This is a genomic window from Thalassospira sp. CA1, assembly GCF_059052855.1.
The window spans coordinates 185,653-206,902 of record NZ_JBZCIA010000006.1; the positions used below are offsets into that span (position 1 = coordinate 185,653).

At 56.1% G+C, this 21,250-nt stretch carries 21 protein-coding genes; 17 read left to right on the forward strand and 4 right to left on the reverse strand.

Annotation, left to right across the window (positions count from 1 at the left end; all coding sequences use genetic code 11):
• The first annotated feature begins 37 nt into the window (after nucleotides 1–37).
• The 14 genes from AC5Q5A_RS12365 (at nucleotide 38) to leuB (ending at nucleotide 13,473) form a co-directional block, all read left to right on the forward strand.
• A complete protein-coding gene (locus AC5Q5A_RS12365; RefSeq protein WP_493895463.1) occupies nucleotides 38–2,410 on the forward strand; it encodes a heavy metal translocating P-type ATPase metal-binding domain-containing protein in 2,373 nt (790 codons plus the stop codon).
• Nucleotides 2,411–2,414: 4 nt separating this feature from the next.
• The gene (ccoS, locus tag AC5Q5A_RS12370) at nucleotides 2,415–2,603 is read left to right on the forward strand and encodes a cbb3-type cytochrome oxidase assembly protein CcoS (RefSeq protein ID WP_493895464.1); all 189 of its coding nucleotides are present in this window, start codon (nucleotides 2,415–2,417) and stop codon (nucleotides 2,601–2,603) included.
• A gap of 79 nt (nucleotides 2,604–2,682) precedes the next feature.
• The gene (locus AC5Q5A_RS12375; protein ID WP_051007599.1) at nucleotides 2,683–3,381 is read left to right on the forward strand and encodes a cyclic nucleotide-binding domain-containing protein; all 699 of its coding nucleotides are present in this window, start codon (nucleotides 2,683–2,685) and stop codon (nucleotides 3,379–3,381) included.
• Between the two features lie 213 nt (nucleotides 3,382–3,594).
• Nucleotides 3,595–4,440 carry a 3-methyl-2-oxobutanoate hydroxymethyltransferase gene (panB, locus tag AC5Q5A_RS12380; RefSeq protein ID WP_063089188.1) on the forward strand — a complete coding sequence of 282 codons (846 nt, stop codon included), beginning with the start codon at nucleotides 3,595–3,597 and terminating at the stop codon, nucleotides 4,438–4,440.
• 45 nt (nucleotides 4,441–4,485) lie between these two features.
• Nucleotides 4,486–5,343: a pantoate--beta-alanine ligase gene (panC, locus tag AC5Q5A_RS12385; protein ID WP_493895465.1), complete on the forward strand. Its 858-nt coding sequence runs from the start codon at nucleotides 4,486–4,488 to the stop codon at nucleotides 5,341–5,343.
• 265 nt (nucleotides 5,344–5,608) lie between these two features.
• Nucleotides 5,609–7,096, forward strand: a complete 1,488-nt coding sequence (ffh, locus tag AC5Q5A_RS12390) for a signal recognition particle protein (RefSeq protein WP_493895466.1) — start codon at nucleotides 5,609–5,611, stop codon at nucleotides 7,094–7,096.
• Between the two features lie 149 nt (nucleotides 7,097–7,245).
• Entirely contained in the window at nucleotides 7,246–7,659 is a 414-nt protein-coding gene (rpsP, locus tag AC5Q5A_RS12395) for a 30S ribosomal protein S16 (RefSeq protein WP_008889815.1), read from the forward strand.
• Between the two features lie 47 nt (nucleotides 7,660–7,706).
• Nucleotides 7,707–8,381, forward strand: a complete 675-nt coding sequence (gene rimM, locus AC5Q5A_RS12400; RefSeq protein ID WP_008889814.1) for a ribosome maturation factor RimM — start codon at nucleotides 7,707–7,709, stop codon at nucleotides 8,379–8,381.
• 3 nt (nucleotides 8,382–8,384) lie between these two features.
• Nucleotides 8,385–9,101, forward strand: coding sequence for a tRNA (guanosine(37)-N1)-methyltransferase TrmD (trmD, locus tag AC5Q5A_RS12405; protein ID WP_008889813.1), 717 nt, complete (start codon nucleotides 8,385–8,387; stop codon nucleotides 9,099–9,101).
• Between the two features lie 3 nt (nucleotides 9,102–9,104).
• Nucleotides 9,105–9,509 carry a 50S ribosomal protein L19 gene (gene rplS, locus AC5Q5A_RS12410; protein WP_008889812.1) on the forward strand — a complete coding sequence of 135 codons (405 nt, stop codon included), beginning with the start codon at nucleotides 9,105–9,107 and terminating at the stop codon, nucleotides 9,507–9,509.
• Between the two features lie 545 nt (nucleotides 9,510–10,054).
• Nucleotides 10,055–11,461: a 3-isopropylmalate dehydratase large subunit gene (leuC, locus tag AC5Q5A_RS12415; protein WP_008889811.1), complete on the forward strand. Its 1,407-nt coding sequence runs from the start codon at nucleotides 10,055–10,057 to the stop codon at nucleotides 11,459–11,461.
• A gap of 12 nt (nucleotides 11,462–11,473) precedes the next feature.
• Complete coding sequence (locus AC5Q5A_RS12420; protein ID WP_008889810.1) at nucleotides 11,474–11,662, forward strand: hypothetical protein; 189 nt, start codon at nucleotides 11,474–11,476, stop codon at nucleotides 11,660–11,662.
• A 4-nt stretch (nucleotides 11,663–11,666) separates the two neighbouring features.
• On the forward strand, nucleotides 11,667–12,278 hold the full coding sequence (gene leuD / locus AC5Q5A_RS12425) for a 3-isopropylmalate dehydratase small subunit (RefSeq protein WP_008889809.1): 612 nt from the start codon (nucleotides 11,667–11,669) through the stop codon (nucleotides 12,276–12,278).
• A gap of 91 nt (nucleotides 12,279–12,369) precedes the next feature.
• On the forward strand, nucleotides 12,370–13,473 hold the full coding sequence (gene leuB / locus AC5Q5A_RS12430) for a 3-isopropylmalate dehydrogenase (RefSeq protein ID WP_493895467.1): 1,104 nt from the start codon (nucleotides 12,370–12,372) through the stop codon (nucleotides 13,471–13,473).
• Nucleotides 13,474–13,529: 56 nt separating this feature from the next.
• On the opposite strand, the gene sigJ is transcribed toward leuB, so the two are convergent.
• The 4 genes from sigJ to AC5Q5A_RS12450 form a co-directional block, all read right to left on the reverse strand.
• A complete protein-coding gene (gene sigJ, locus AC5Q5A_RS12435; RefSeq protein ID WP_493895501.1) occupies nucleotides 13,530–14,543 on the reverse strand; it encodes an RNA polymerase sigma factor SigJ in 1,014 nt (337 codons plus the stop codon).
• Nucleotides 14,536–14,970 (reverse strand): carboxymuconolactone decarboxylase family protein, encoded by a 435-nt coding sequence (locus tag AC5Q5A_RS12440; protein WP_493895468.1) that lies wholly within the window; start codon nucleotides 14,968–14,970, stop codon nucleotides 14,536–14,538. Before AC5Q5A_RS12440 ends, sigJ begins: the two co-directional genes overlap by 8 nt.
• Before the next feature lie 134 nt (nucleotides 14,971–15,104).
• Complete coding sequence (locus tag AC5Q5A_RS12445) at nucleotides 15,105–15,521, reverse strand: hypothetical protein (protein ID WP_493895469.1); 417 nt, start codon at nucleotides 15,519–15,521, stop codon at nucleotides 15,105–15,107.
• A 244-nt stretch (nucleotides 15,522–15,765) separates the two neighbouring features.
• Nucleotides 15,766–16,989 (reverse strand): SAM-dependent methyltransferase, encoded by a 1,224-nt coding sequence (locus AC5Q5A_RS12450; protein WP_063089195.1) that lies wholly within the window; start codon nucleotides 16,987–16,989, stop codon nucleotides 15,766–15,768.
• 449 nt (nucleotides 16,990–17,438) lie between these two features.
• Between AC5Q5A_RS12450 and AC5Q5A_RS12455 the strand changes: the two genes are divergently transcribed.
• From AC5Q5A_RS12455 to AC5Q5A_RS12465, 3 genes are all read left to right on the forward strand, one after another.
• The gene (locus tag AC5Q5A_RS12455; protein ID WP_063089365.1) at nucleotides 17,439–18,461 is read left to right on the forward strand and encodes an aspartate-semialdehyde dehydrogenase; all 1,023 of its coding nucleotides are present in this window, start codon (nucleotides 17,439–17,441) and stop codon (nucleotides 18,459–18,461) included.
• Nucleotides 18,462–18,650: 189 nt separating this feature from the next.
• Nucleotides 18,651–19,601, forward strand: a complete 951-nt coding sequence (locus AC5Q5A_RS12460; protein WP_063089203.1) for a sugar-binding transcriptional regulator — start codon at nucleotides 18,651–18,653, stop codon at nucleotides 19,599–19,601.
• A 198-nt stretch (nucleotides 19,602–19,799) separates the two neighbouring features.
• On the forward strand, nucleotides 19,800–21,110 hold the full coding sequence (locus AC5Q5A_RS12465) for an ABC transporter substrate-binding protein (RefSeq protein ID WP_040823061.1): 1,311 nt from the start codon (nucleotides 19,800–19,802) through the stop codon (nucleotides 21,108–21,110).
• The last annotated feature ends 140 nt before the right edge of the window (nucleotides 21,111–21,250 follow it).

Genomic DNA, 21,250 nt, shown 5'->3' on the forward strand with positions numbered 1-21,250 from the left:
TCAGCCCTGTCGCCATTGCGGCGAGCCGGTGACAGCCATGTCACCTGCCGCACCCGACTTTTGTTGTGCCGGGTGTGCTGGCGCCTTTGAGCTATTGGGCGAAATGGGGCTGACATCCTATTACAACCGACGTGCAATCGATCCCAAGGTCCGGGCCCTTCGCCCGGACGAAGACGAAATCGCAAGCTTTGATTTCACCGAACTGGCCAGCACCGATACCGACGGTCATCATCATCTGAACCTGATGGTCGATGGCATCCATTGCGCGGCCTGTGTCTGGCTGATCGAAACCCTGTTGCAACGAAACAGTGCCGTGTTGCAGGCCCGCGTTAATATGACGACACGCCGCCTGCGCCTGAGCTGGCAAGGCGATGTTTCCGATATCGAAGACATCATTCGCCCGGTGATGCAGATGGGCTATCGCCTGATCCCGTTTGATCCGGCCGCCCTAGAGCAGGCAACAACATCGCGCAACAAGGAATTGCTGCGCTGTCTGGCGGTTGCCGGGTTTGCGGCGGGCAATGTGATGTTGCTGTCGGTCTCGGTCTGGGCCGGATATTTTCAGGGCATGGGCGGGGCGACCCGCGATCTGTTTCACTGGATATCGGCCCTGATCGCACTGCCTGCGGCGGCCTATGCCGGATTGCCGTTTTATCGCTCTGCAATTGGGGCCATTCGTAATCGCCGGGTCAATATGGATGTGCCGATCAGTCTGGGCGTCATTCTGGCACTTGGCATGAGCTTGGCACAAACCATTCGCGGCGAACCGCATGCCTATTTCGACAGTGCGATTACCCTTTTGTTCTTCCTGCTGATCGGGCGCTATCTTGATGGTCGCGCACGCGGGCAGGCACGCTCGGCCGCTGAACATCTTCTGTCGCTGAATGCCCGCTCAATCAACGTGATTGAACCTGATGGCACGCGGCGTCTGATCGCACCGCAAAAGGCCACACCGGGTATGATCGTTCTGGCTGCAGCCGGTGAACGCATCGGCATCGACGGCAAGGTGATCGACGGTCAATCTGATGTCGATACCAGCATCATCACCGGTGAAAGCATCCCTGTCCTGACCCGTCCGGGCACCACCGTATTTGCCGGAACCACCAACATTTCCGCCCCGCTTCGTATCGAAGTCACGGCAACCGGAGGCAATACGTTGCTGTCCGAAATCGTGCGTCTGATGGAAAATGCCGAACAAGGCCGTGCCAAGTACGTCGCGATCGCAGATCGGGTGGCAAAGGCCTATGCGCCGGTTGTTCATACCCTGTCGCTGGCGACCTTTATCGGCTGGTGGCTGATTGGCGGGATTGGCTGGCAGGATGCGCTGATGAACGCCATCGCGGTTCTGATCATTACCTGCCCCTGCGCATTGGCCCTTGCGGTCCCTGTGGTTCAGGTGATTGCGACCGGGCGTCTGTTGCGTGCGGGTATTCTTGTCAAATCGGCAACCGCCCTTGAACGACTGACCAAGATTACCGGCATCATTTTCGATAAGACCGGCACACTGACCACAGGCAAACCCGAACTGGTCGGCGAACCACAACAAGACAAACTGATGCTGGCCGCCGGCATGGCCGCCAACAGCAATCATCCGTTATCCCGCGCACTGGTGCGTGCCGCCGGAAACGTAACCCCGCAAACCAATGTTACCGAACAAGCTGGCCTTGGCCTGATGATGCAGGGTCCCGCGGGTCCGATCCGCCTTGGCAGTCGTGCTTTCTGCGATGTTGCCGAAAACGCCGATGTGCCATCCGATATTACCGGACCGGAATTGTGGCTATCTGAACCGGGCATTGCCCCGACCCGGTTTGTCTTCCGCGATACGATGCGCAGCGACGCACCCGAAGTGATCGACACCCTGCGCACGCGTGGCTTTGAAATGACCCTGTTGTCGGGTGACCGCGAAAGCACCGTGCGCCAGCTTGCCGAAACACTTGGCATTACCAGCTGGATGGCACGGATGTCGCCAACCGAAAAAGCCAACCATATTCAGGCCCGCGCTGATCGCGGCAACCATGATTTGATGGTCGGCGATGGCATCAACGACGCACCGGCCCTTGCCGCCGCCCATGCATCAATGTCGCCGGCGGCGGCTGCTGAAATTTCGCAAAATGCGGCCGATATCGTGTTTCAGGGTGATCGGCTTGGCGCCGTGATCGAGGCAATTGATGTCGCCCGCAAGGCTGATCGGCTTGTCCGTCAAAATTTTGCCCTGTCCTTTGCCTATAACGTGATCACGATCCCGCTGGCGGTATCAGGGTTTGTCACCCCGCTTTTTGCGGCAATCGCCATGTCATCCTCATCCCTGATCGTGATCGCCAATGCCTTGCGTTTACACGCAAAATCGGGCAAGTCTGACGGGGTCGGCATCAAACCGGCGACCACGTTGTCGCAGCAGGCAGGGATATAATGCCATGAGCAACCTCCTTCTCCTGATCCCGATTGCATTGTTTCTGGGCCTTCTGGGCCTTGGGGCCTTCTTGTGGTCGTTGCGTTCCGGGCAGTTTGACGATATGGAAGGTGCGGCAAATCGCATTCTGTTTGATGACGATGACGTCACGCCTCCGGGGAACTCAAAGAAGTTCCATGAAGGCGATAGTTAGAATTGCTTGAAACAGGGCTATCTCATCGGATAGATTTGTTTACAATGCCCCTACCGGGTCACCAGCATCGGAGTCTACGATGGCAGTCCGCCCCCAAATCTGCGAAGCCTGTTCTATCAAGGACTTAACTTTTTGCTCCGCATTGCATGGCGATGAACATGATCAGCTGCGTCAATTGCTCACGCATGCACATTATGACCCGCACACCACGATTTTCCACGAGGCAGAAGACGCAGACTACGTCTTCAACGTCACATCCGGCTCTGTAAAGTTGTATAAATTGCTGGGCGATGGCCGCCGTCAGATTACCGGTTTCCTGTTTGCAGGTGACTTTCTTGGCCTCGCTCTGAATGCCAATTACAGCTACACCGCCGAGGCGATTGAACCGGTAACCGCATGTCGGTTCCCGCGCCAGAAACTGGAAAAACTGTTCGACAAGTTTCCGCATCTTGAAAAACGCATGCTGGGCATGGCGGTCGATGAACTCGCCGCCGCACAGGATCAGATGCTTCTGCTTGGCCGCAAGACCGCCAAGGAAAAGGTCGCATCCTTCCTTTTGATGCTGGCCCGCCGTCAGGAACACCGGGGCGAAAGCAGCGAGACCATCAACGTGCCCATGAGCCGTTCCGACATTGCCGACTATCTGGGTCTGACCATTGAAACCGTGTCACGCACCCTGACCCAGTTGCGCAAGGAAGCAACGATTACGCTCAAGGATAACCGCCATATCGAGGCGGTCGGTCTCGACATGCTTGAAGATCTTGCCGAAGGTCTGTGATTTCTGCGTGCCTGTAATCGGCCAATAGCATTTTAGGACGCTGATCCTTCGAACGATCAGCCAAACCACGCCCAAAATCCCGGTTATTGGCCGAATTGCCTATTTCGCGATTGCAAAAAAGGTTTCCCGATCGCGGTCATGATATTGTAAACATGACCGCACGCTCGACAAAGATCGGGCAGCGAAATCCGGTTGTACCGGGGGAGAAACGTCATGAGTGCCACCAGCAAAAAGATGGGCCGGACATCCGTCCCAGAACTCCGTGCCCGCAAGGGCAAAGATCCGATTGTCTGCTTGACGGCCTATACCGCGCCGATGGCGCAACGCCTTGATGAACATTGCGACCTGCTTCTGGTCGGCGATTCACTGGGCATGGTTGTCTATGGCATGGAAAGCACGCTTGCCGTGACCGTCGATATGATGGTCAACCATGGCAAGGCCGTGATGCGCGGATCAAAGAATGCCTGTGTTGTTGTTGATCTGCCCTTTGGCAGCTATCAGGAATCCAAAGAACAGGCGTTCCGCACAGCATCCCACATTCTGGCTGAAACCGGCTGTGCCGCTGTTAAGCTTGAAGGTGGTGCCGAACTTGCCGAAACCATCGAATTCCTGACCATGCGCGGCGTGCCGGTCATGGCCCATATCGGCCTGATGCCCCAGCAGGTCAACACCATGGGTGGCTTCAAAAGCCAAGGCCGCGATGAAGAAACCGCACGCAAAACCGTTGCTGATGCCAAGGCGGTTGCCAAGGCCGGCGCCTTTTCGGTTGTCGTCGAAGGCACGGTTGAGCCGGTCGCACGTCAGATCACCGAGGCCATCGACATCCCGACCATTGGCATTGGTGCCTCGGTCGCCTGTGATGGGCAGGTTCTGGTCACCGAAGACATCCTTGGTCTGTTTTCCGACTTCACGCCAAAATTCGTCAAACGCTACGCCAATCTTGGCGATGCGGTATCCGAGGCCGTCGGCCAATACGCCGACGAAGTGCGCACCCGTCAGTTCCCGACGGATGAACATTGCTTTGGGTTAGCGAAAAAAGGTAAGTTGCGCGCGGTCTGATCCAGACCGCCGCGATTTTCTGCAATCTTCGATACGACGAAAACGATGTCCCTTACGACTGTTCACACTGTCGCTGATCTGCGCGCGACTGTTGCCAACTGGCGCGCCGAAGGCCTGCGTGTCGCCCTGGTTCCGACCATGGGCGCGCTTCATGATGGCCATATCAGCCTGACACATCTTGCCCGTGAACACGCCGACCGGGTGATTGTTTCGATTTTCGTCAATCCGACCCAGTTTGCGCCCAACGAGGATTTCGGCGCCTATCCCCGCACCCTGCCCGCCGATCAGAAACTGCTTGATGACGCCGGGGTCGAGCTGTGCTTTGCCCCCTCGGTCGAGGAAATGTATCCTGACGGTTTTGCCACCAAGGTTTCTGTTGATGGCGCGATGACCAATGTACTGTGTGGGGCGGCCCGGCCCGGCCACTTTGATGGCGTGGCACAGGTGGTGACCAAATTGCTGCTTCAGGCCTTGCCCGATCGTGCGATTTTCGGACAGAAAGACTATCAGCAACTGATGGTCATCCGACGTTTCAGCGCAGATCTGAACATTCCGGTCGAGATCATCGGCGCAAAAATCCTGCGTGAAAATGACGGTCTCGCCATGTCATCGCGCAACCGCTATCTGACACCTGACGAACGTGCGATTGCCCCGACACTCAACAAAGTGCTTGCTGAAATCACCGCCAAGGCCGCCAAGGGCGCCGAACTCGGCCCGCTTCTGGCCAAGGGGCGCGAAGATATCCTGTCTGCCGGGTTTGATCCGATTGACTACCTTGAAGTCCGCGATGCCGATACGCTGGAACTGATCAGTGATACGGTGACAAAACCGGCCCGAATCTTTGTTGCCGCCCGGCTGGGCAAGGCTCGTCTGATTGACAATCACGCAATTGAGCCTGCGTAATTCTGGGCATGAGCCGGGCATGACTGCCGGTTAAACACCCGGGCACAGTGGCGGAATCGCCGATTGCGCGCCAAACAGGATGAAAAGCGCAGAATAACGCGCTTTTGCGCCCGATTGCGCTTGACTCCCACACCCTGATCCAATAAACCCTCCCCACCAAAGGTCGCCCAAGAGGTGACTCCCCCAGTCCTCGAGTTTCGAGCACTGGGTTTTAGTTTTTTGTGCGCACACGGTGGAAACACCAGCAACACAGACGGGATTTGGAATGTTTGAAGGACTAAGCGATCGCCTTGGCGGGGTTCTCGATAAGCTGCGCAAACGTGGCGCGCTGAAAGAATCCGACGTCAAGGAGGCCATGCGCGAAGTACGCGTCGCCCTGCTTGAGGCGGACGTGGCACTTCCGGTCGTTAAAACCTTTATTTCCAACGCCACCGAACGTGCAGTTGGTGCTGATGTTCTGCGCTCGGTCACGCCGGGCCAGATGGTCGTCAAGATCGTCCATGACGAACTGAAAAACATGCTGGGCGAAGGCGAGGAAATCAATCTCGCTTCCACCCCGCCGGTTCCGATCCTGATGGTCGGTCTGCAGGGTTCGGGTAAAACCACCAGTTCCGCCAAGATCGCGCTGAACCTGACCAAAAAGCGCAACAAGAAAGTCCTTCTGGCATCGCTTGATATTTATCGTCCGGCCGCCCAGCAGCAGCTGAAAGTGCTGGCCGACGATAACGGTCTTGGAATTCTGCCGATCGTCATGGGCGAAAAACCGGTTTCGATTGCCAAACGTGCAATGGATACCGGCCGCAAGGAAGGCTATGACGCGGTCATCCTTGATACCGCCGGTCGTCTGCATATCGACATGGAACTGATGAGCGAAGTCGCCCAGATCCGTGATGCGGTCAACCCGGTCGAGACCCTTCTGGTTACCGATGCGATGACCGGTCAGGACTCGGTAAACGTTGCCAAGGAATTTGCCGACAAGGTCGGCATCACCGGTATCGTTCTTACCCGTGTGGATGGTGATGCGCGCGGTGGTGCCGCCCTTTCGATGCGTCAGATCACCGGCTGCCCGATCAAGATGATCGGTATCGGCGAAAAAATCGACGAGATGGAAGCCTTCCATCCTGATCGTATCGCCAACCGTATTCTTGGCATGGGCGATGTTGTCAGCCTGGTTGAAAAGGCTGCCGAAAACATCAAGGCTGAAGACGCCGAGAAAATGGCCAAGAAGCTGCGCAAGGGTCAGTTTGACCTGAACGACCTTCTGGCACAGCTCAAACAGCTTCAGAAAATGGGTGATCTTTCCGGCATCATGGGGATGCTGCCGGGCATGGGCGCGCTGAAAAAGCAGATGTCGCAGACCAAGCTTGATCCCAAACTTCTGACCCACCAGGAAGCGATCATCCTGTCGATGACGCCGAAGGAACGTGAAAACCCGGCCCTGATCAAGGCATCGCGCAAAAAGCGTATTGCCGCTGGCTGTGGCTTGAGCGTTCAGGATGTGAACAAGCTTCTGAAGCAGTACCAGACCATGTCCACCATGATCAAAAAGATGGGCAAGATGGGTAAAAAGGGTCTGTTTGGCGGCATGCCGAAAATGGACCCGGCAATGCTTGAGGGCGGCGATATGCCCGACCTCAACAACTTGCCAAAAGGATTTACCGGTGGCGGGGGCGGTTTGCCGCCCGGGTTGCCGGGATTGGGAGGCGGCGGTGGCTTGCCTTCGGGATTCCCGGGGTTCGGCAAAAAGAAATAGCCAAGCCCCCGGTTCTGAAATGGGTTCTTCAAGAATTCCTCTTAGGAACCAAAACCGGCCCACAAAGCCGGATCAAAGACCAAGTGAATAGGCCCCTCGGGGTCATGATTTAGAAGACTACAAACCCAAGCTGAAAGGAACTTATCCGAATGGCTGTCAAGATTCGTCTTTCCCGTGGCGGTGCCAAGAAGCGTCCGTACTACCGTATCGTAGTTGCTGACGTTCGTGCCCCGCGTGACGGCAGCTTCATCGAGCGCGTCGGTACCTATGACCCGATGCTCCCGAAGGATGCTGACAACCGCGTGACTTTCAAAGAAGAGCGCATCAAATACTGGCTGTCCGTTGGCGCACAGCCGACCGATCGTGTTGCACGTTTCCTGGGCAAAGCTGGCCTGGCTGACGCGTTCAAACCGACCGAACAGCCGCAGAAGTCTGCTCCGAAAGCGAAAGCTCAGGAACGTCTTCGTGAGAAAGCTGAGAAAGCCGAAGCTGCTGCTGCCGCTGCTGCGGAAGCCGCTGCCGAAGCAGCAGCACCTGCTGAAGAAGAAGCTGCAGGCGAGTAATCGCTGAACGCACGCTTTGATCAGATACCGGAAACTTGTGAACCGAAATGGCTGATACCCGCAAATCCAAAAACGACGAAGCTTATGTCTGCGTCGGCATGATCACCGCCCCGCACGGGGTGCGTGGTGCCGTGCGCGTCAAAAGCTATACCGTCGATCCGGATAACCTTGTCGGTTACGGCCCGTTGTTCGACGCCAAGGGACGCGTGAAATACAAGCTGTCTCCTGTCGGACATGTCCGCGACCAGCTGATCGCCAAGATCGAAGGTGTGGACGACCGGGACGCTGCCGAACGGCTGCGGGGCACCAAGCTGCATGTACCGCGTGCTGCACTGCCTGACACGGTTGAAGAAGATGAATTCTACCTTGCTGACCTTGTCGGCCTGAAAGCATTCCACATTGATGGTTCGGTTTTTGGCACCGTACGGGGTGTGGCTGATTTTGGCGCTGGCGACGTAATCGAAGTCGCGCTCGAAGAAGCCAAAAACAAGGTAGTTGTTCTTCCCTTCACCAAGGAAGTCGTGCCCGAGGTCATTCTTTCGGAACGCAAGATGGTGGTAAATCCGCCCGAGGGGCTACTGCAGGATGAGGACGGACCCGGTAATCGTAACCGTCGTCCGAACAAACCCCGCAAGGACTCTCAGGCCGACCGCGATTCTGATGCCGTTGCTGCAGATGCAGTAGGCGCGGAAACCGCGACCGGCAGCGGGAAGGAGGCCTGATCGATGTCTGTGTGGCAGGCAAAAGTTGCAACCCTGTTCCCGGAAATGTTTCCGGGTGTGCTTGGTCAGTCTTTGGCTGGCAAGGCGCTTGAAAACGGGATCTGGTCGCTTGATGTCAAAGACATCCGCGATCATGCAACCGACCGCCACCGCACTGTAGACGACAATCCCTTCGGGGGCGGGGCCGGCATGGTCATGCGCCCGGATATTGTCGACGCCGCCCTGCGTGAATTGCGTGGCTCTGCACCGCAGTTGCCGCTGATTTATCTCAGCCCGCGGGGAAAAGTGCTGAACCAGAAACGCTGCCGCGAATTGGCAGCAGGCCCGGGTGCCATCCTGCTTTGCGGTCGTTACGAAGGTATCGACCAACGGGTTCTGGATGAACACGAGGCCGAGGAAATCAGCATCGGTGATTACATCCTCATGGGCGGCGAACTGCCGGCCATGGTCCTGATTGAATCGTGCATTCGCCTCATCGAGGGAACGGTCAACAAGACCGAGTCTGTCGACGAGGAAAGCTTTGAAACCGGGTTGCTTGAATATCCGCATTACACGCGCCCGGCCAACTGGAACGGGCGTGAAGTGCCGGAGATCTTGCTTTCCGGACATCATGCCAAGGTACAAGCCTGGCGGCATGCTCAGGCAGAAGAAATTACCCGCGCGCGACGCCCGGACCTTTGGGACCGGTACGTGGCAAACGGGAACATCAAAGAGGGTTAAACCATGACCAACATCATCCAGCAGCTCGAGAAAGAGCAGCTCGACAAAATCGTTGCGCAGCGCGAAGTTCCGGAATTCGATGCAGGTGATACCGTCCGTGTACACCTGAAAGTCGTTGAAGGTACCCGTGAGCGTATCCAGCAGTTCGAAGGCGTATGCATTGCGCGTAAGAACCGCGGCCTGAACTCTTCCTTCACCGTGCGTAAAATCGCATCGGGCGAAGGCGTTGAGCGTATCTTCCAGTCGTACTCCCCGGCCATCGACAAAATCGAAGTCGTTCGCCGCGGTGACGTACGTCGCGCGAAACTCTACTACCTTCGTGGCCGTACCGGTAAATCTGCACGTATCGCCGAGCAGACCACCGGCCACAAAGGCAAACTGACCGCCGAAGAACGCAAGAAGAAGTAATTCTTCGCTGTTTTCAGCATCAGAACAAAGACGGGCTCACCTTCGGGTGGGCCCGTCTTCGTTTCCGGTCCCTGGTCAGAACGAGATCAGAAACCACTGAATGCACTCTTTAGTTGCATTATAGCGAATCGCCGGATTTAACCTCAAAGAATGCAGCCCCGCAGAAATCCGACGATAAATTTATCAGCTTTCATTATATCAGATATCCCTTACCTATATCGTTAAACACTGATTTGGCTACTCTGGGATGCTGTAAAATGGCACACTCTATTTAAAAGTGTGCATCATCCAAAAACACGCGCCCGATACCTTGCGATTTGGAAGGCGGCGTGTATAAAGGCACTCCCGCGGCAAAAACGAACAAACCCGCGTGGTTCTGGATAATAAAATTTCGCAAACCGGATAAAGCCGGTTGCGCCGGAGAAACGCCAAGCCCTACCCGCCGTCAAAAGCAGGTATTGCCGCGATCTTCGTCCCATCCAGAACCGCACCCAGCGGCTTGATCGTTGCTGCTCAAAAGATCGATGTATTATGAGGAGGTCGAGATGGGTCAACCTAAAACCCTTTTTGACAAGATTTGGGAAAGCCATGTGGTCGACACGCAGGATGATGGTACCTGCCTGCTTTATATTGACCGTCATCTCGTCCACGAAGTGACCAGCCCGCAGGCCTTCGAAGGTCTGCGCAATTCGGGCCGCAAAGTGCGCCATCCGGAATTGACGCTCGCTGTGCCGGATCACAACGTTCCGACCTCTGACCGTTCCGAAGGCATCAAGGAAGAAGACAGCCGCATCCAGGTTGAAACCCTTGACCAGAACGCCAAGGATACCGGCATTCACTATTTCCCGATGAACGATCTCCGTCAGGGCATCGTGCACATTGTCGGCCCGGAAGAAGGTTTCACCCTTCCTGGCGTGACCATGGTTTGCGGTGACAGCCACACCTCTACCCACGGCGCATTCGGTGCGCTGGCTTTTGGTATCGGCACGTCCGAAGTTGAACACGTTCTGGCCACCCAGACGCTGGTTCAGAAACCGGCCAAGAACATGTTGGTCAAGGTCGAAGGCGATCTGCATCCGGGTGTGACCGCCAAGGACATCACCCTTGCGATCATCGGTCGCATCGGCACGGCTGGCGGCACCGGCTATGTCATCGAATATGCTGGCTCGGCCATCCGTTCGCTGTCGGTTGAAGGCCGCATGACGGTCTGCAACATGTCGATCGAAGGCGGTGCACGCGCAGGCCTGATCGCCCCGGACGAGAAAACCTTTGAATATATCAAGGGCCGCCCGATGGCCCCGAAAGGTGCCGCGTTCGAGCAGGCTGTTGAATACTGGAAGACCCTGCCGTCTGACGAAGGCGCACATTACGACAAGATTGTCGAAATCGATGCCGCCGAAATCGTCCCGCAGGTTACCTGGGGCACCAGCCCGGAAGACGTCGTTCCGGTTACCGGCACCGTTCCGTTCCCGTCTGACGGCAAGGATGCCGGCAAGCAAAAGGCCATTGCCCGTTCGCTGGAATATATGGGTCTGACCGCCGGCACCCCGATCGAGGAAATCAAGATCGACCGCGTCTTTATCGGTTCTTGCACCAACGGTCGTATCGAAGACCTGCGTGCTGTTGCCGAAGTCGCCAAGGGCCGCAAGGTTGCCGAAACCGTCAATGCCATGATCGTTCCGGGCTCCGGCCTTGTGAAAGAACAGGCAGAGGCAGAAGGCCTGCATGAGATCTTCATCGAAGCAGGCTTTGACTGGCGCGAGCCGGGCTGCTCGATGTGTCTGGCGATGAACCCGGACCGTCTGGCCCCGGGCGAGCGTTGCGCTTCGACCTCGAACCGTAACTTCGAAGGCCGTCAGGGCCGTGGTGGTCGTACCCACCTCGTCAGCCCGGCCATGGCAGCTGCGGCTGCGATCACCGGTCATCTGACCGACATTCGCAAACTCGGTTAAGGAAGGTTCCCCATGGCCGATCACACATTGATCAATTTCCGCGAAAGTGCCCCTCGTCTGGGCCGCGCACCGGTGCTTGAGCACCTCCTGCCGCAACTGACCGGCATCAACCTGCCGGACTTCGTAGCACAGGAACTCGACGCGACCGAAGAATTGATCGAAGCACTCGGTCTGGCCTGGGAAACTGGAAGCAAGGGATAAGATAATGGAAAAATTCACCAAGCTCACCGGTGTTGCAGCACCGCTGCCGATGATCAATGTCGATACCGACATGATCATTCCCAAACAGTTCCTCAAAACCATCAAACGTTCGGGCCTTGGCAAGAACCTGTTTGATGAAATGCGTTACGACGATAACGGTAACGAAATTCCGGATTTCGTTCTGAACAAACCGGCCTATCGCAACGCCAAGATCCTTGTATCGGGTGACAATTTCGGCTGTGGCTCGTCGCGTGAACATGCACCCTGGTCGCTGCTTGATTTCGGCATTCGCTGCGTGATCGCACCAAGCTTTGCCGACATTTTCTATAACAACTGCTTTAAGAACGGCATCCTTCCGATCCGTCTGCCGCAGGAAGATGTCGACAAACTGATGGCCGATGCCGAACGCGGTGCCAATGCCACCGTCACGGTTGATCTTGAAAATCAGGAAATCACCGGGCCGGACGGCGGCTGCATCAAATTTGAAGTCGAAGAATTCCGCAAGCATTGCCTGCTGAATGGTCTCGACGACATTGGCCTGACCCTGCAGAAGGCCGATGCCATCAACGATTTCGAAGCCAAGCGCGCTGCATCGCAGCCCTGGCTGTCGCTGTAATTGCAAAAACGGGCGGCAAACATCGGTTTGCCGCCCGTTTTCTGATCGTTACGGGGTGAGCGGCCCCAAAAAATATGGGAAGGAAGCATTTATGAGCACCACCAAAAAAGTACTGATGCTGCCGGGCGACGGAATTGGCCCGGAAGTCATGCGTCAGGTTCAGCGCGTCATGGACTGGATGGCGAAAAAGCGCAGCGTGAATTTCGAAATCACCGAAGGTCTGATCGGCGGCGCATCCATTGATGCCCATAAAAACCCGCTGACCGACGAAACGCTGGCCGATGCAATGGCAGCCGACGCTGTTCTTCTGGGTGCTGTTGGTGGTCCGAAATGGGACGACATGCCGTTCGACATCAAACCGGAACGTGGCCTGCTCAAGATCCGTAAGGAAATGGGCCTGTTTGCCAACCTGCGTCCGGCACTGGTGTTTGACGCACTTGTCGGTGCATCAACGCTTAAAGAAGACGTCGTTAAGGGTCTTGATATCATGATCCTGCGTGAACTGACCGGTGGCATCTATTTCGGTCAGCCGCGCGGCATCGAAGAACGCGACGGTGTCCGTCACGGCTTCAACACCCTTGTTTATTCGGAGCCGGAAGTCGAACGCATTGCGCGCGTTGCCTTTGACATGGCGATGAAACGCAACAAGCGCCTGTGCTCTGTCGATAAGGCCAACGTTCTGGAATCCACCGTTCTGTGGCGCGAAGTTGTCGAACGTGTTGCCAAGGACTTCCCGGAAGTCGAACTGAGCCACATGTATGTCGATAACGCTGCCATGCAGCTCGTGCGTAACCCGAAACAGTTTGACGTGATGGTCACCACCAACATGTTTGGCGACATCCTTTCGGATTGTGCCGCCATGCTGACCGGATCGCTTGGTATGTTGCCGTCTGCATCCCTTGGTGCGGCCGATGCAAACGGTGCGCGCAAGGCGCTTTACGAGCCGGTACACGGCTCCGCCCCGGACATCGCCGGTCAGGACATCGCCAACCCGCTGGCAACCATCCTGTCCTTCGCCATGATGCTGCGTTATTCGTTTGACATGGGCGACGACGCCACCCTGATCGAAGACGCTGTACAGAACGTCCTTAAGGGCGGCCTGCGTACCGCAGACATCATGCAGCCGGGCATGGCCAAGGTCTCGACCACGGTTATGGGTGAGTCGCTGATCAACGAACTCGACAAGCTCGTCTGATCGTTTTAAGCGATCCCGATATTAAAAAGGCCGGATAGTTATCCGGCCTTTTTGCATTAATGGATAATCTCGACGGCATCGGCAAGAATGCCGGAAAACAGCGCCAACTTGTCCGGGTTCCGATGGACAAACAGATCAACAATCTTTCCGTCGCGTTCGGTCGCGCAGAGTGCGGTTGCCACAACTCCGTCCTCGGCCAGAAGGATCCAGCATTGATCCTTGATCGTGACGCCAAAGATGCGCTCACCCGGGCTGCGCTTGCCCCAGACACCAAGAAAGAACCGCGACACATGATCGGCACCAAACAGCGGATTGGCGGTCGCCAGTGCCTTGCCACCACCATCGGAATGCAAAATAACATCAGGTGCCAGAAGATCTAGCAACCGGCCAACGTCACTCGTCCCGATGGCCGTGACAAACGCATCCAGACGATCCCGATCACAGGCGGTTGCATTCGGTTCGGGCGTCGCATCGCGATCACTGTCGCGCTGCATCTTGCGCCGGGCGCGGAACAGGATCTGACGGGTATTGTTCGGCGTGCGTTCGATCAGCGGGGCGATATCGTCATGCATCCAATCAAAAACTTCATGCAGCACAAGCGCAACACGTTCCACCGGTGCAAGACGTTCAAGCATCAACATATAAGCCTGCCCAAGGCCGTCCTGTTCGATCAGTTGCGTTTCGGCTTTGGGTTGTTCGGGCGGCAACCACGGCTCAGGCAACCAGTGACCGACATAGTTTTCGCGCTGGCGGCGGGCTGATTTCAAAACATCGAGGCAGATATTGCTGCACACCCGGACAAGCCAGCCGGTGGCGTCATTGATCGTCTCAAGATCCTGATTGCGCCACCGCAACCAGACATCCTGAACCGCATCCTCGGCATCGGCGTGACTGCCCAGCATACGATAAGCCAACGCGGTCAACCGTGCCCTGTGTTGTTCAAAAATCCGATCTGCCACAGATGTCCCACCAAACGCGTGAAACGATACGGGGAAATCCCGTATCGCTGTGTGTCTCCGATTGTAAGGGGTTTTTACGCCTCCGTCAGGAAGCTTGCGACGATCATGCAAATTCATGCTGCGCGATGCCCAACCGGTTCCATGCATTCATCGTGGCAATGATGCAGGTCAGCTCCGAAATCTCGGCTTCTTCGAAATGATCAAGAAGCACGCGATGGCATTTCGAAATCGTGACTTGGCATTCCGCCCGGGTCAGGCATTCGGCCCATGCCAGTGCCGCACGCTCTGCCGCGTTGAACCCTTCGGCACCCTGCCAAACCGGCAACATCGCAAGCTTGACCGGATCGCCGCCATGTTTGGCAAAGCTGTCAGAATGCATCCGAACGCAATAGGCACAGCCATTGATCTGCGACACCCGACATTCAATAAGATCACGCAGCACCGGTGCAATCAGCGGGTTTTCGCCAAGCTTGGTGGCAAGGTCAAACTGGGCCTGGAACAGTTTCGGGCTGACTTCATGAAAGGCAAAGCGGGTCATGGCAATTCTCCTTGGTGACACGAGGAATACAGTGGAAATGTTCCCCTTCTGCCCACAAGGACGAAACACGGGCGGCCCGCGTTACACGACCCGCCCGTAAAATTCGAAATTTATCAAATCAGCAATCAGGGACCTCAGACAATGCCCGCATCCGCAAGCGCGCGGGCGACATTGTCATGCATCACCCATGTCCAGTCCTCGCCATCACTTTGCGTTCCCTCGGCAAGGGTGAATATCGCCGCCAGATAATCACTGACATCACTCTTGCACATCGGAAGGTCTGCTGCGGCCGCGATCTTGGCGGCAAGCCGGCCATACTTCTTATTTCCAATACGGCATCCGAAATGCCCGACCGTCTCGGCCAGTTTCAGGCCGGTAATCTTGCGCCCCGGGGCTTTGGCGTGCGCACGCAGCATATCGCGTTCGCAGCTCGACATTTCAATTTCGGCCAGGGCCCGGACATAGTCCTCTGGCCGCCCGATATGCGGTGCAAGCGCTGTGTCACCGTCTCTGGCGTGGGTCGCGTCATCCCGGTTGATCATTTCAAACATGTCGTTTCCTCCCGACTGAATGACCGGTATGTCGCTTTTCACATCTGTCGTGCCGGTCCATCACGCGATGTGGCTTGGTTTGAAGGCACGTCTTTGATCTTCTTTGTTTTGATTTTGATTTGCAGTCATGCGGTGCATTTCGCCGCAACAGGGTCGCACGGCTCTTTATTGAATATGGGAAGCAGCAAGCAGAAAACAAACAGGGCGGGAAACCATCGCTCCCCGCCCTCTATCATTGCGACCCTCAGGCATATTCAAAGCCCGGCTTGGTAAAGACGAACTGGCCGACCCGCATGCCGCCGCCGCCCTCGCCCGCATCAAAGGCATTGATGCATCCAGCCAGATAAAACTCCCACATGCGTTTGAATTCTTCGTCGTACTTTTCCGGGTCAAGTTCATCGGCGACTTTGCGGAACCGATCACGCCACGCAATAAGCGTCTGAGCATAGTTGCGACCGGCATGGAAGTTAGAAGCCTCTACCGTCAGGTTGGCATGTTCGGCAGCCTCGATCACTTCATGCACCGCCGGAATATACCCGCCCGGGAAGATATATTTATCAATCCATGGCGAGGTAAACTCAGCCCGCGGCTTAATGATGGTATGGATCACAGCCCGCCCACCGGCCTTAAGCAGCTCACTGACCTTTTCGAAATAGGTTTTGAACTGATGGCGACCGACATGTTCAAACATGCCGACCGACACCACGCGGTCATACTTCCCGGCATTGGCATCGGCAAACAGCCGATAATCCAGCAGGTGGTAATCGAGCCCCGCCTTCATATTACCGCCCATCTCTGAGCGCTTTTCCTGCGCCCAGTTATATTGTTCGGTCGAAAGCGTGATGCCATGCACTTCCGCCCCGGTCTCACGGTGGATAAAGCGGCTTAACCCGCCCCAGCCGCAACCGATATCGACCACACGCAGGCCCGGCTCATTGATCTTGAGACGCTGGGTGGTCAGGCTCATTTTCCGGTGCTGGGCTTCTTCAAGGGTCTGGGCCCCATCATCCCAGAAGGCACATGAATATTGCATCTCCGGATCAAGGAACCGGGTGTAAAGATCATTGCCGATATCATAGTGATGGCGCACGCGGTGCGACGCCGCCCTGACCGATGTAAACTGCCCGATCTGGAATTTCAGCGCCTGCAGCTTTTCAATAAAGCTGCCAAACCCGCTGGTCGAATGCCCGCCTTCGAAATTAAGACGCAGCACCTTGATCAGGTCCTCCATCTCGCAGTTCACAAGGTCGAACCCGCCATGCATGAAGGCTTCACCAAAGCCCGGGTCCGGGCTCAGTGCCATTTTAAGTGTGTTGGTCCAATCCGGGACGGTCATACCCGCCCGCGGTTCTGATCCATCTCCCAGCACAACCTCGTGCTTGTCATCCACACGGAATACCAAGGTCCCGCGCGTGACATGTTCCCGAAAGAAATCGAGAACCTTTTTCTGTGTCCAATCCAAACTCATCGGGTACGTCATTGGCCGTCCTTTTTATAAAAGTCCGAGTAGTGATCGCCCCATATGCGGCAACACCGCATATCTGCATCGAACCCGTGATCAGGATCGTTTTGTCTGGCCGTCCGGAGGATCGTCAGGTGGTCACATCGGTGGCATGGACGCCAACCAGGCAGAAATTCAGAAATCAACCTGGCAAGATGCAAAACGTTTCTGATTTCAGGTTCGCTACATGAACCCCTTTGGTAATTCTGCCAGATTTTTCTGCGATCTCAAGTAGTAATCATGATCACATTGGCAACGACATGCTTGCGCAATCGCCGAGAAACCCTTACATCTCGCCGCAGATTATCAGACATTACCCAAAGGCATGGTCGCTGCGTCATCCGTTGTCGCACGGGGTTTTCCCGTTCCGGTACCGTTGTGACCGCCATGCCGACAAGACTGAAAGAGGCACCCTGATGGGCTACAAAATCGCTGTTGTCGGCGCGACCGGAAATGTCGGGCGCGAGATGCTTAACACCCTTGCCGAACGCAAATTCCCGGCAGACGAAATCTTTGCGCTGGCATCGTCGAAATCCATCGGGCGCACCGTGGGCTATGGCGAAGATGACGAGATCAGTGTTCTTGATGCCGCAACCTTTGATTTTTCAAAGGCCGATATCGCCCTGTTCTCGGCCGGTGGTGAAACCGCCAAGAAACTGGCACCCAAGGCTGCCGAGGCAGGCTGCGTTGTCATCGACAATTCCAGCTATTGGCGCATGGAACCGGGTGTTCCGCTGGTCGTGCCCGAGGTCAATGGCGATGCGCTGGCCGGATACGCCAAAAAGAACATCATCGCCAACCCGAACTGCTCAACCATTCAGATGGTTCTGGCCCTTAAGCCGCTTCATGACATTGCCACGATCAAACGCATCGTTGTTGCGACCTATCAGTCGGTGTCGGGTGCCGGTCGTGCCGCCATGGACGAGCTGTTTAACCAGACCAAAGGCATCTATGTGAATGATCCGCCCAAGAAGGAGGAATTCACCAAACAGATCGCCTTTAACGTCATCCCGCATATCGACAATTTCATGGATGATGGTGCGACCCGCGAAGAATGGAAAATGTCGGTCGAGACCCGCAAAATTCTTGCACCGGAAATCGCAGTCCACGCCACCTGCGTGCGCGTCCCGGTCTTTGTCGGCCATGGCGAAGCGGTGAATATCGAGTTTGAAAAACCGATCACGGTCGAAGAAGCCCGCAAGGCGATGAAAAACTTCCCCGGTGTTTCGGTTGTCGATTACCGGCAGGACGAAGGCTATGTCACCCCGCAGGAAGTCCAGGGCGAGGACAATGTCTTTGTCTCGCGCGTGCGCAAGGACCCGACGGTCGCAAACGGCCTGTCACTGTGGTGTGTTGGCGACAACCTGCGCAAGGGTGCTGCCCTGAACGCGGTTCAGATTGCCGAAAAACTGGTCGCAGAATTCCTGCCGAAGAAATAAGCGATCCCTTAGGTCCGCAACAGATTTCAACCAAAACCCGCCTGTCATGGGCGGGTTTTGTCGTTCCATATCCCGGCAAGATGCTGGTCAGAGGCAAAAAAAGGCGCTAGGGAAAAAGAAGACAAATTTTCAAAAGCAAAAAATACCTGTTCGCCTTTTGGCAACGGATCAAAAAGTCCGGGGAATGAGATGGTCAAACGCACCCGCAAGGAAGCGGCCCGCCTCGATGAAGCCGCCCGCGCTGGCTGGCTTTATTACTGTGCTGGCAACACGCAAGATGAAATCGCCCAGAAGCTTGGCGTGTCACGCCCGACCGCACAGCGTCTGGTGTCCGCTGCCGTCAGCGAGGGGCTGGTAAAGGTTCGCCTTGATCATCCGATTGCGCGTTGCATGGAACTGGGCAAGGCGATCTGCGAGACCTATGGTATTGCCGGTTGTGATGTGGTGCCAACCGATCCGGCGGCACCCGATGCGATGTTTGGCATGGCGCAGGCGGCGGCAAACTATCTCGAACGTGCGCTGCATTCCACGGAACCAAAAATCATCGCACTCGGTACCGGGCGTGCCATGCGCGCCATGGTCGATGAAATCGGGCGTATTGATGCCTATCATCACAAGATCGTCTCGCTGGTCGGCACCATCGCCCATGACGGGGCGGCCAGTTTCTATGACGCGGTGACCGATCTTGCCGACCGCACCCGTGCGCCGCATTACCCGCTGCCGATCCCGGTGATCATTGCCGATCCGCAAATGCGTGAACGCATGCAGCAACAGCCCCCGATGGACAATATCCTCAAGCTCGCGCGCGAAGCTGACATCCGCTTTATCGGGGTCGGGCATCTTGGCGATGATGCGCCGCTGCATATTGACGGCTTTATCTCGAAAGACGAGCTGGTGTCGCTGCGCGAAAGTGGTGGCATCGGCGAAGTGATCAGTTGGTCGTTTGATCAGGACGGCAATATCCTTGATCACCCGGTCAATCACTGTGTCACCAGTGCGCCGGCTGTCCAGCCCGCAACAAACACCATTGCGGTTGCCAAGGGTGCGAAAAAGGTTGCCGCGATTCGCGGTGCGATGCGCGGGCAACTGATTTCAACGCTGATTACCGACGAAGCCACCGCGGAAAGTTTGCTGCGCTAGCACGCGGCATTTTTCACCCACACAGCAAATAGTTCTGCGCCCTGCCACCCGTGTCGGCAGGGCGTTTCTTTGTGCGCCGCAAAAACGATTTTGTTTGACAAGCAATGGTGAAATTGAGTGAATGCTCATTACCTGAACAAATGATCAATGTGGGCAACCGAAGTTGCTCAGCGGGTAAATAGTCCTTTGGGAGGAAATATGAAACGCGTAATGGGAGTAGCGCTTTGTGCGCTGCTGGCAGGCGGTGTTGCACACGCCAATGCCGAAACGAAACTGACCATCGCTACCGTCAACAACGGTGACATGATCCGCATGCAGAAGCTGACGGATGATTTCACCTCCAAAAATCCTGACATTTCCCTTGAGTGGGTCACGCTCGAGGAAAACACCCTGCGTCAGCGCGTTACCACTGACATCGCCACCAAAGGCGGTCAGTATGACGTCATGACCATTGGTACCTACGAAGTGCCGATCTGGGCTGAAAAAGGCTGGCTCGCACCGCTTGATAATCTTGGTTCCGACTATGACGTCGATGACCTGATGCCTGCGATCCGCTCTGCCGTTTCCAACGATGGTCAGCTTTATGCTGCACCGTTCTACGGCGAAAGCTCGATGATGATGTACCGCACCGACCTGTTCGAAGCTGCCGGTATTGAAATCAACGGTCGCCTGACCTGGGACCAGACCCTTGAAATCGCCAAGAAACTCCACAAGCCTGACGAAGGTGTCTATGGCATCTGCCTGCGTGGCAAGGCCGGCTGGGGTGAAAACATGGCGCTGATCACCACCATGGGCAATGCCTTTGGTGCACGCCTGTTCGACGAGAACTGGAACCCGACCTTCGACAGTGCCGAGTGGAAAAATGCCCTCGACATGTATACCAACGTCCTTGGCAACTACGGTCCTCCCGGTGCGACCTCGAACGGCTTTAACGAAAACCTTTCGCTGTTCAACTCCGGCAAGTGCGGCATGTGGATTGATGCCACCGTTGCGGCATCCTTCGTGACCAACCCCAAAGAATCCAAAGTTGCAGACAAGGTCGGCTTCACCGAAGCACCGTGCGCTGTCACCTGCACCGGCGCCAACTGGCTCTGGGCTTGGAACCTTGGCATTCCGATGGGTTCCCAGAAAGTAGAAGCAGCTCAGAAGTTCATCTCCTGGGCAACCTCGAAAGCCTATCTGGAACTGGTTGCCTCCAAAGAAGGTTGGGCAAACGTACCGCCGGGCACCCGTATGTCGCTTTATCAGAACCCGAAATATCTTGAAGCGGCACCGTTCGCAGACGAGACCCTTCTGGCGATCGACAGCGCAGACCCGATCAACTCGACCCTGGAACCGAAGCCGTATGTTGGTGTTCAGTTCGCTGCAATCCCTGAATTCCAGGGTATCGGCACCACGGTCGGTCAGCAGTTCTCCGCAGCCCTTGCAGGTCAGATGAGTGTTGAAGAGGCCCTTTCGGCCGCTCAGTCCAGCACCGATCGCACCATGCGCAAGGCCGGTTACTACTGATACACTACCCAGACCGGACTTCCGTCCTTGATGCGACGTCCGGTCTGAACCTCCTTGACCTGAGAGAAACTTGGGTGGTGGTTGCAAAACACACCACCCTTTTTTTCCCTTAAAGTCACGGATCGAAACGACAATTTCGG

Excerpts from the sequence above, each read along its gene's own strand:
- rimM (WP_008889814.1), top strand. The coding sequence starts at position 7,707 with ATGGCTGATACCCGCAAATCCAAAAACGACGAAGCTTATGTCTGCGTC.
- rplS (WP_008889812.1), top strand. The coding sequence starts at position 9,105 with ATGACCAACATCATCCAGCAGCTCGAGAAAGAGCAGCTCGACAAAATC.
- leuD (WP_008889809.1), top strand. The coding sequence starts at position 11,667 with ATGGAAAAATTCACCAAGCTCACCGGTGTTGCAGCACCGCTGCCGATG.
- AC5Q5A_RS12450 (WP_063089195.1), bottom strand. The coding sequence starts at position 16,989 with ATGAGTTTGGATTGGACACAGAAAAAGGTTCTCGATTTCTTTCGGGAA.
- AC5Q5A_RS12440 (WP_493895468.1), bottom strand. The coding sequence starts at position 14,970 with ATGACCCGCTTTGCCTTTCATGAAGTCAGCCCGAAACTGTTCCAGGCC.
- AC5Q5A_RS12375 (WP_051007599.1), top strand. The coding sequence starts at position 2,683 with ATGGCAGTCCGCCCCCAAATCTGCGAAGCCTGTTCTATCAAGGACTTA.
- AC5Q5A_RS12465 (WP_040823061.1), top strand. The coding sequence starts at position 19,800 with ATGAAACGCGTAATGGGAGTAGCGCTTTGTGCGCTGCTGGCAGGCGGT.
- AC5Q5A_RS12445 (WP_493895469.1), bottom strand. The coding sequence starts at position 15,521 with ATGTTTGAAATGATCAACCGGGATGACGCGACCCACGCCAGAGACGGT.
- AC5Q5A_RS12420 (WP_008889810.1), top strand. The coding sequence starts at position 11,474 with ATGGCCGATCACACATTGATCAATTTCCGCGAAAGTGCCCCTCGTCTG.
- AC5Q5A_RS12455 (WP_063089365.1), top strand. The coding sequence starts at position 17,439 with ATGGGCTACAAAATCGCTGTTGTCGGCGCGACCGGAAATGTCGGGCGC.
- leuC (WP_008889811.1), top strand. The coding sequence starts at position 10,055 with ATGGGTCAACCTAAAACCCTTTTTGACAAGATTTGGGAAAGCCATGTG.
- panC (WP_493895465.1), top strand. The coding sequence starts at position 4,486 with ATGTCCCTTACGACTGTTCACACTGTCGCTGATCTGCGCGCGACTGTT.
- leuB (WP_493895467.1), top strand. The coding sequence starts at position 12,370 with ATGAGCACCACCAAAAAAGTACTGATGCTGCCGGGCGACGGAATTGGC.
- panB (WP_063089188.1), top strand. The coding sequence starts at position 3,595 with ATGAGTGCCACCAGCAAAAAGATGGGCCGGACATCCGTCCCAGAACTC.
- ccoS (WP_493895464.1), top strand. The coding sequence starts at position 2,415 with ATGAGCAACCTCCTTCTCCTGATCCCGATTGCATTGTTTCTGGGCCTT.
- ffh (WP_493895466.1), top strand. The coding sequence starts at position 5,609 with ATGTTTGAAGGACTAAGCGATCGCCTTGGCGGGGTTCTCGATAAGCTG.
- trmD (WP_008889813.1), top strand. The coding sequence starts at position 8,385 with ATGTCTGTGTGGCAGGCAAAAGTTGCAACCCTGTTCCCGGAAATGTTT.
- rpsP (WP_008889815.1), top strand. The coding sequence starts at position 7,246 with ATGGCTGTCAAGATTCGTCTTTCCCGTGGCGGTGCCAAGAAGCGTCCG.
- AC5Q5A_RS12365 (WP_493895463.1), top strand. The coding sequence starts at position 38 with ATGTCACCTGCCGCACCCGACTTTTGTTGTGCCGGGTGTGCTGGCGCC.
- AC5Q5A_RS12460 (WP_063089203.1), top strand. The coding sequence starts at position 18,651 with ATGGTCAAACGCACCCGCAAGGAAGCGGCCCGCCTCGATGAAGCCGCC.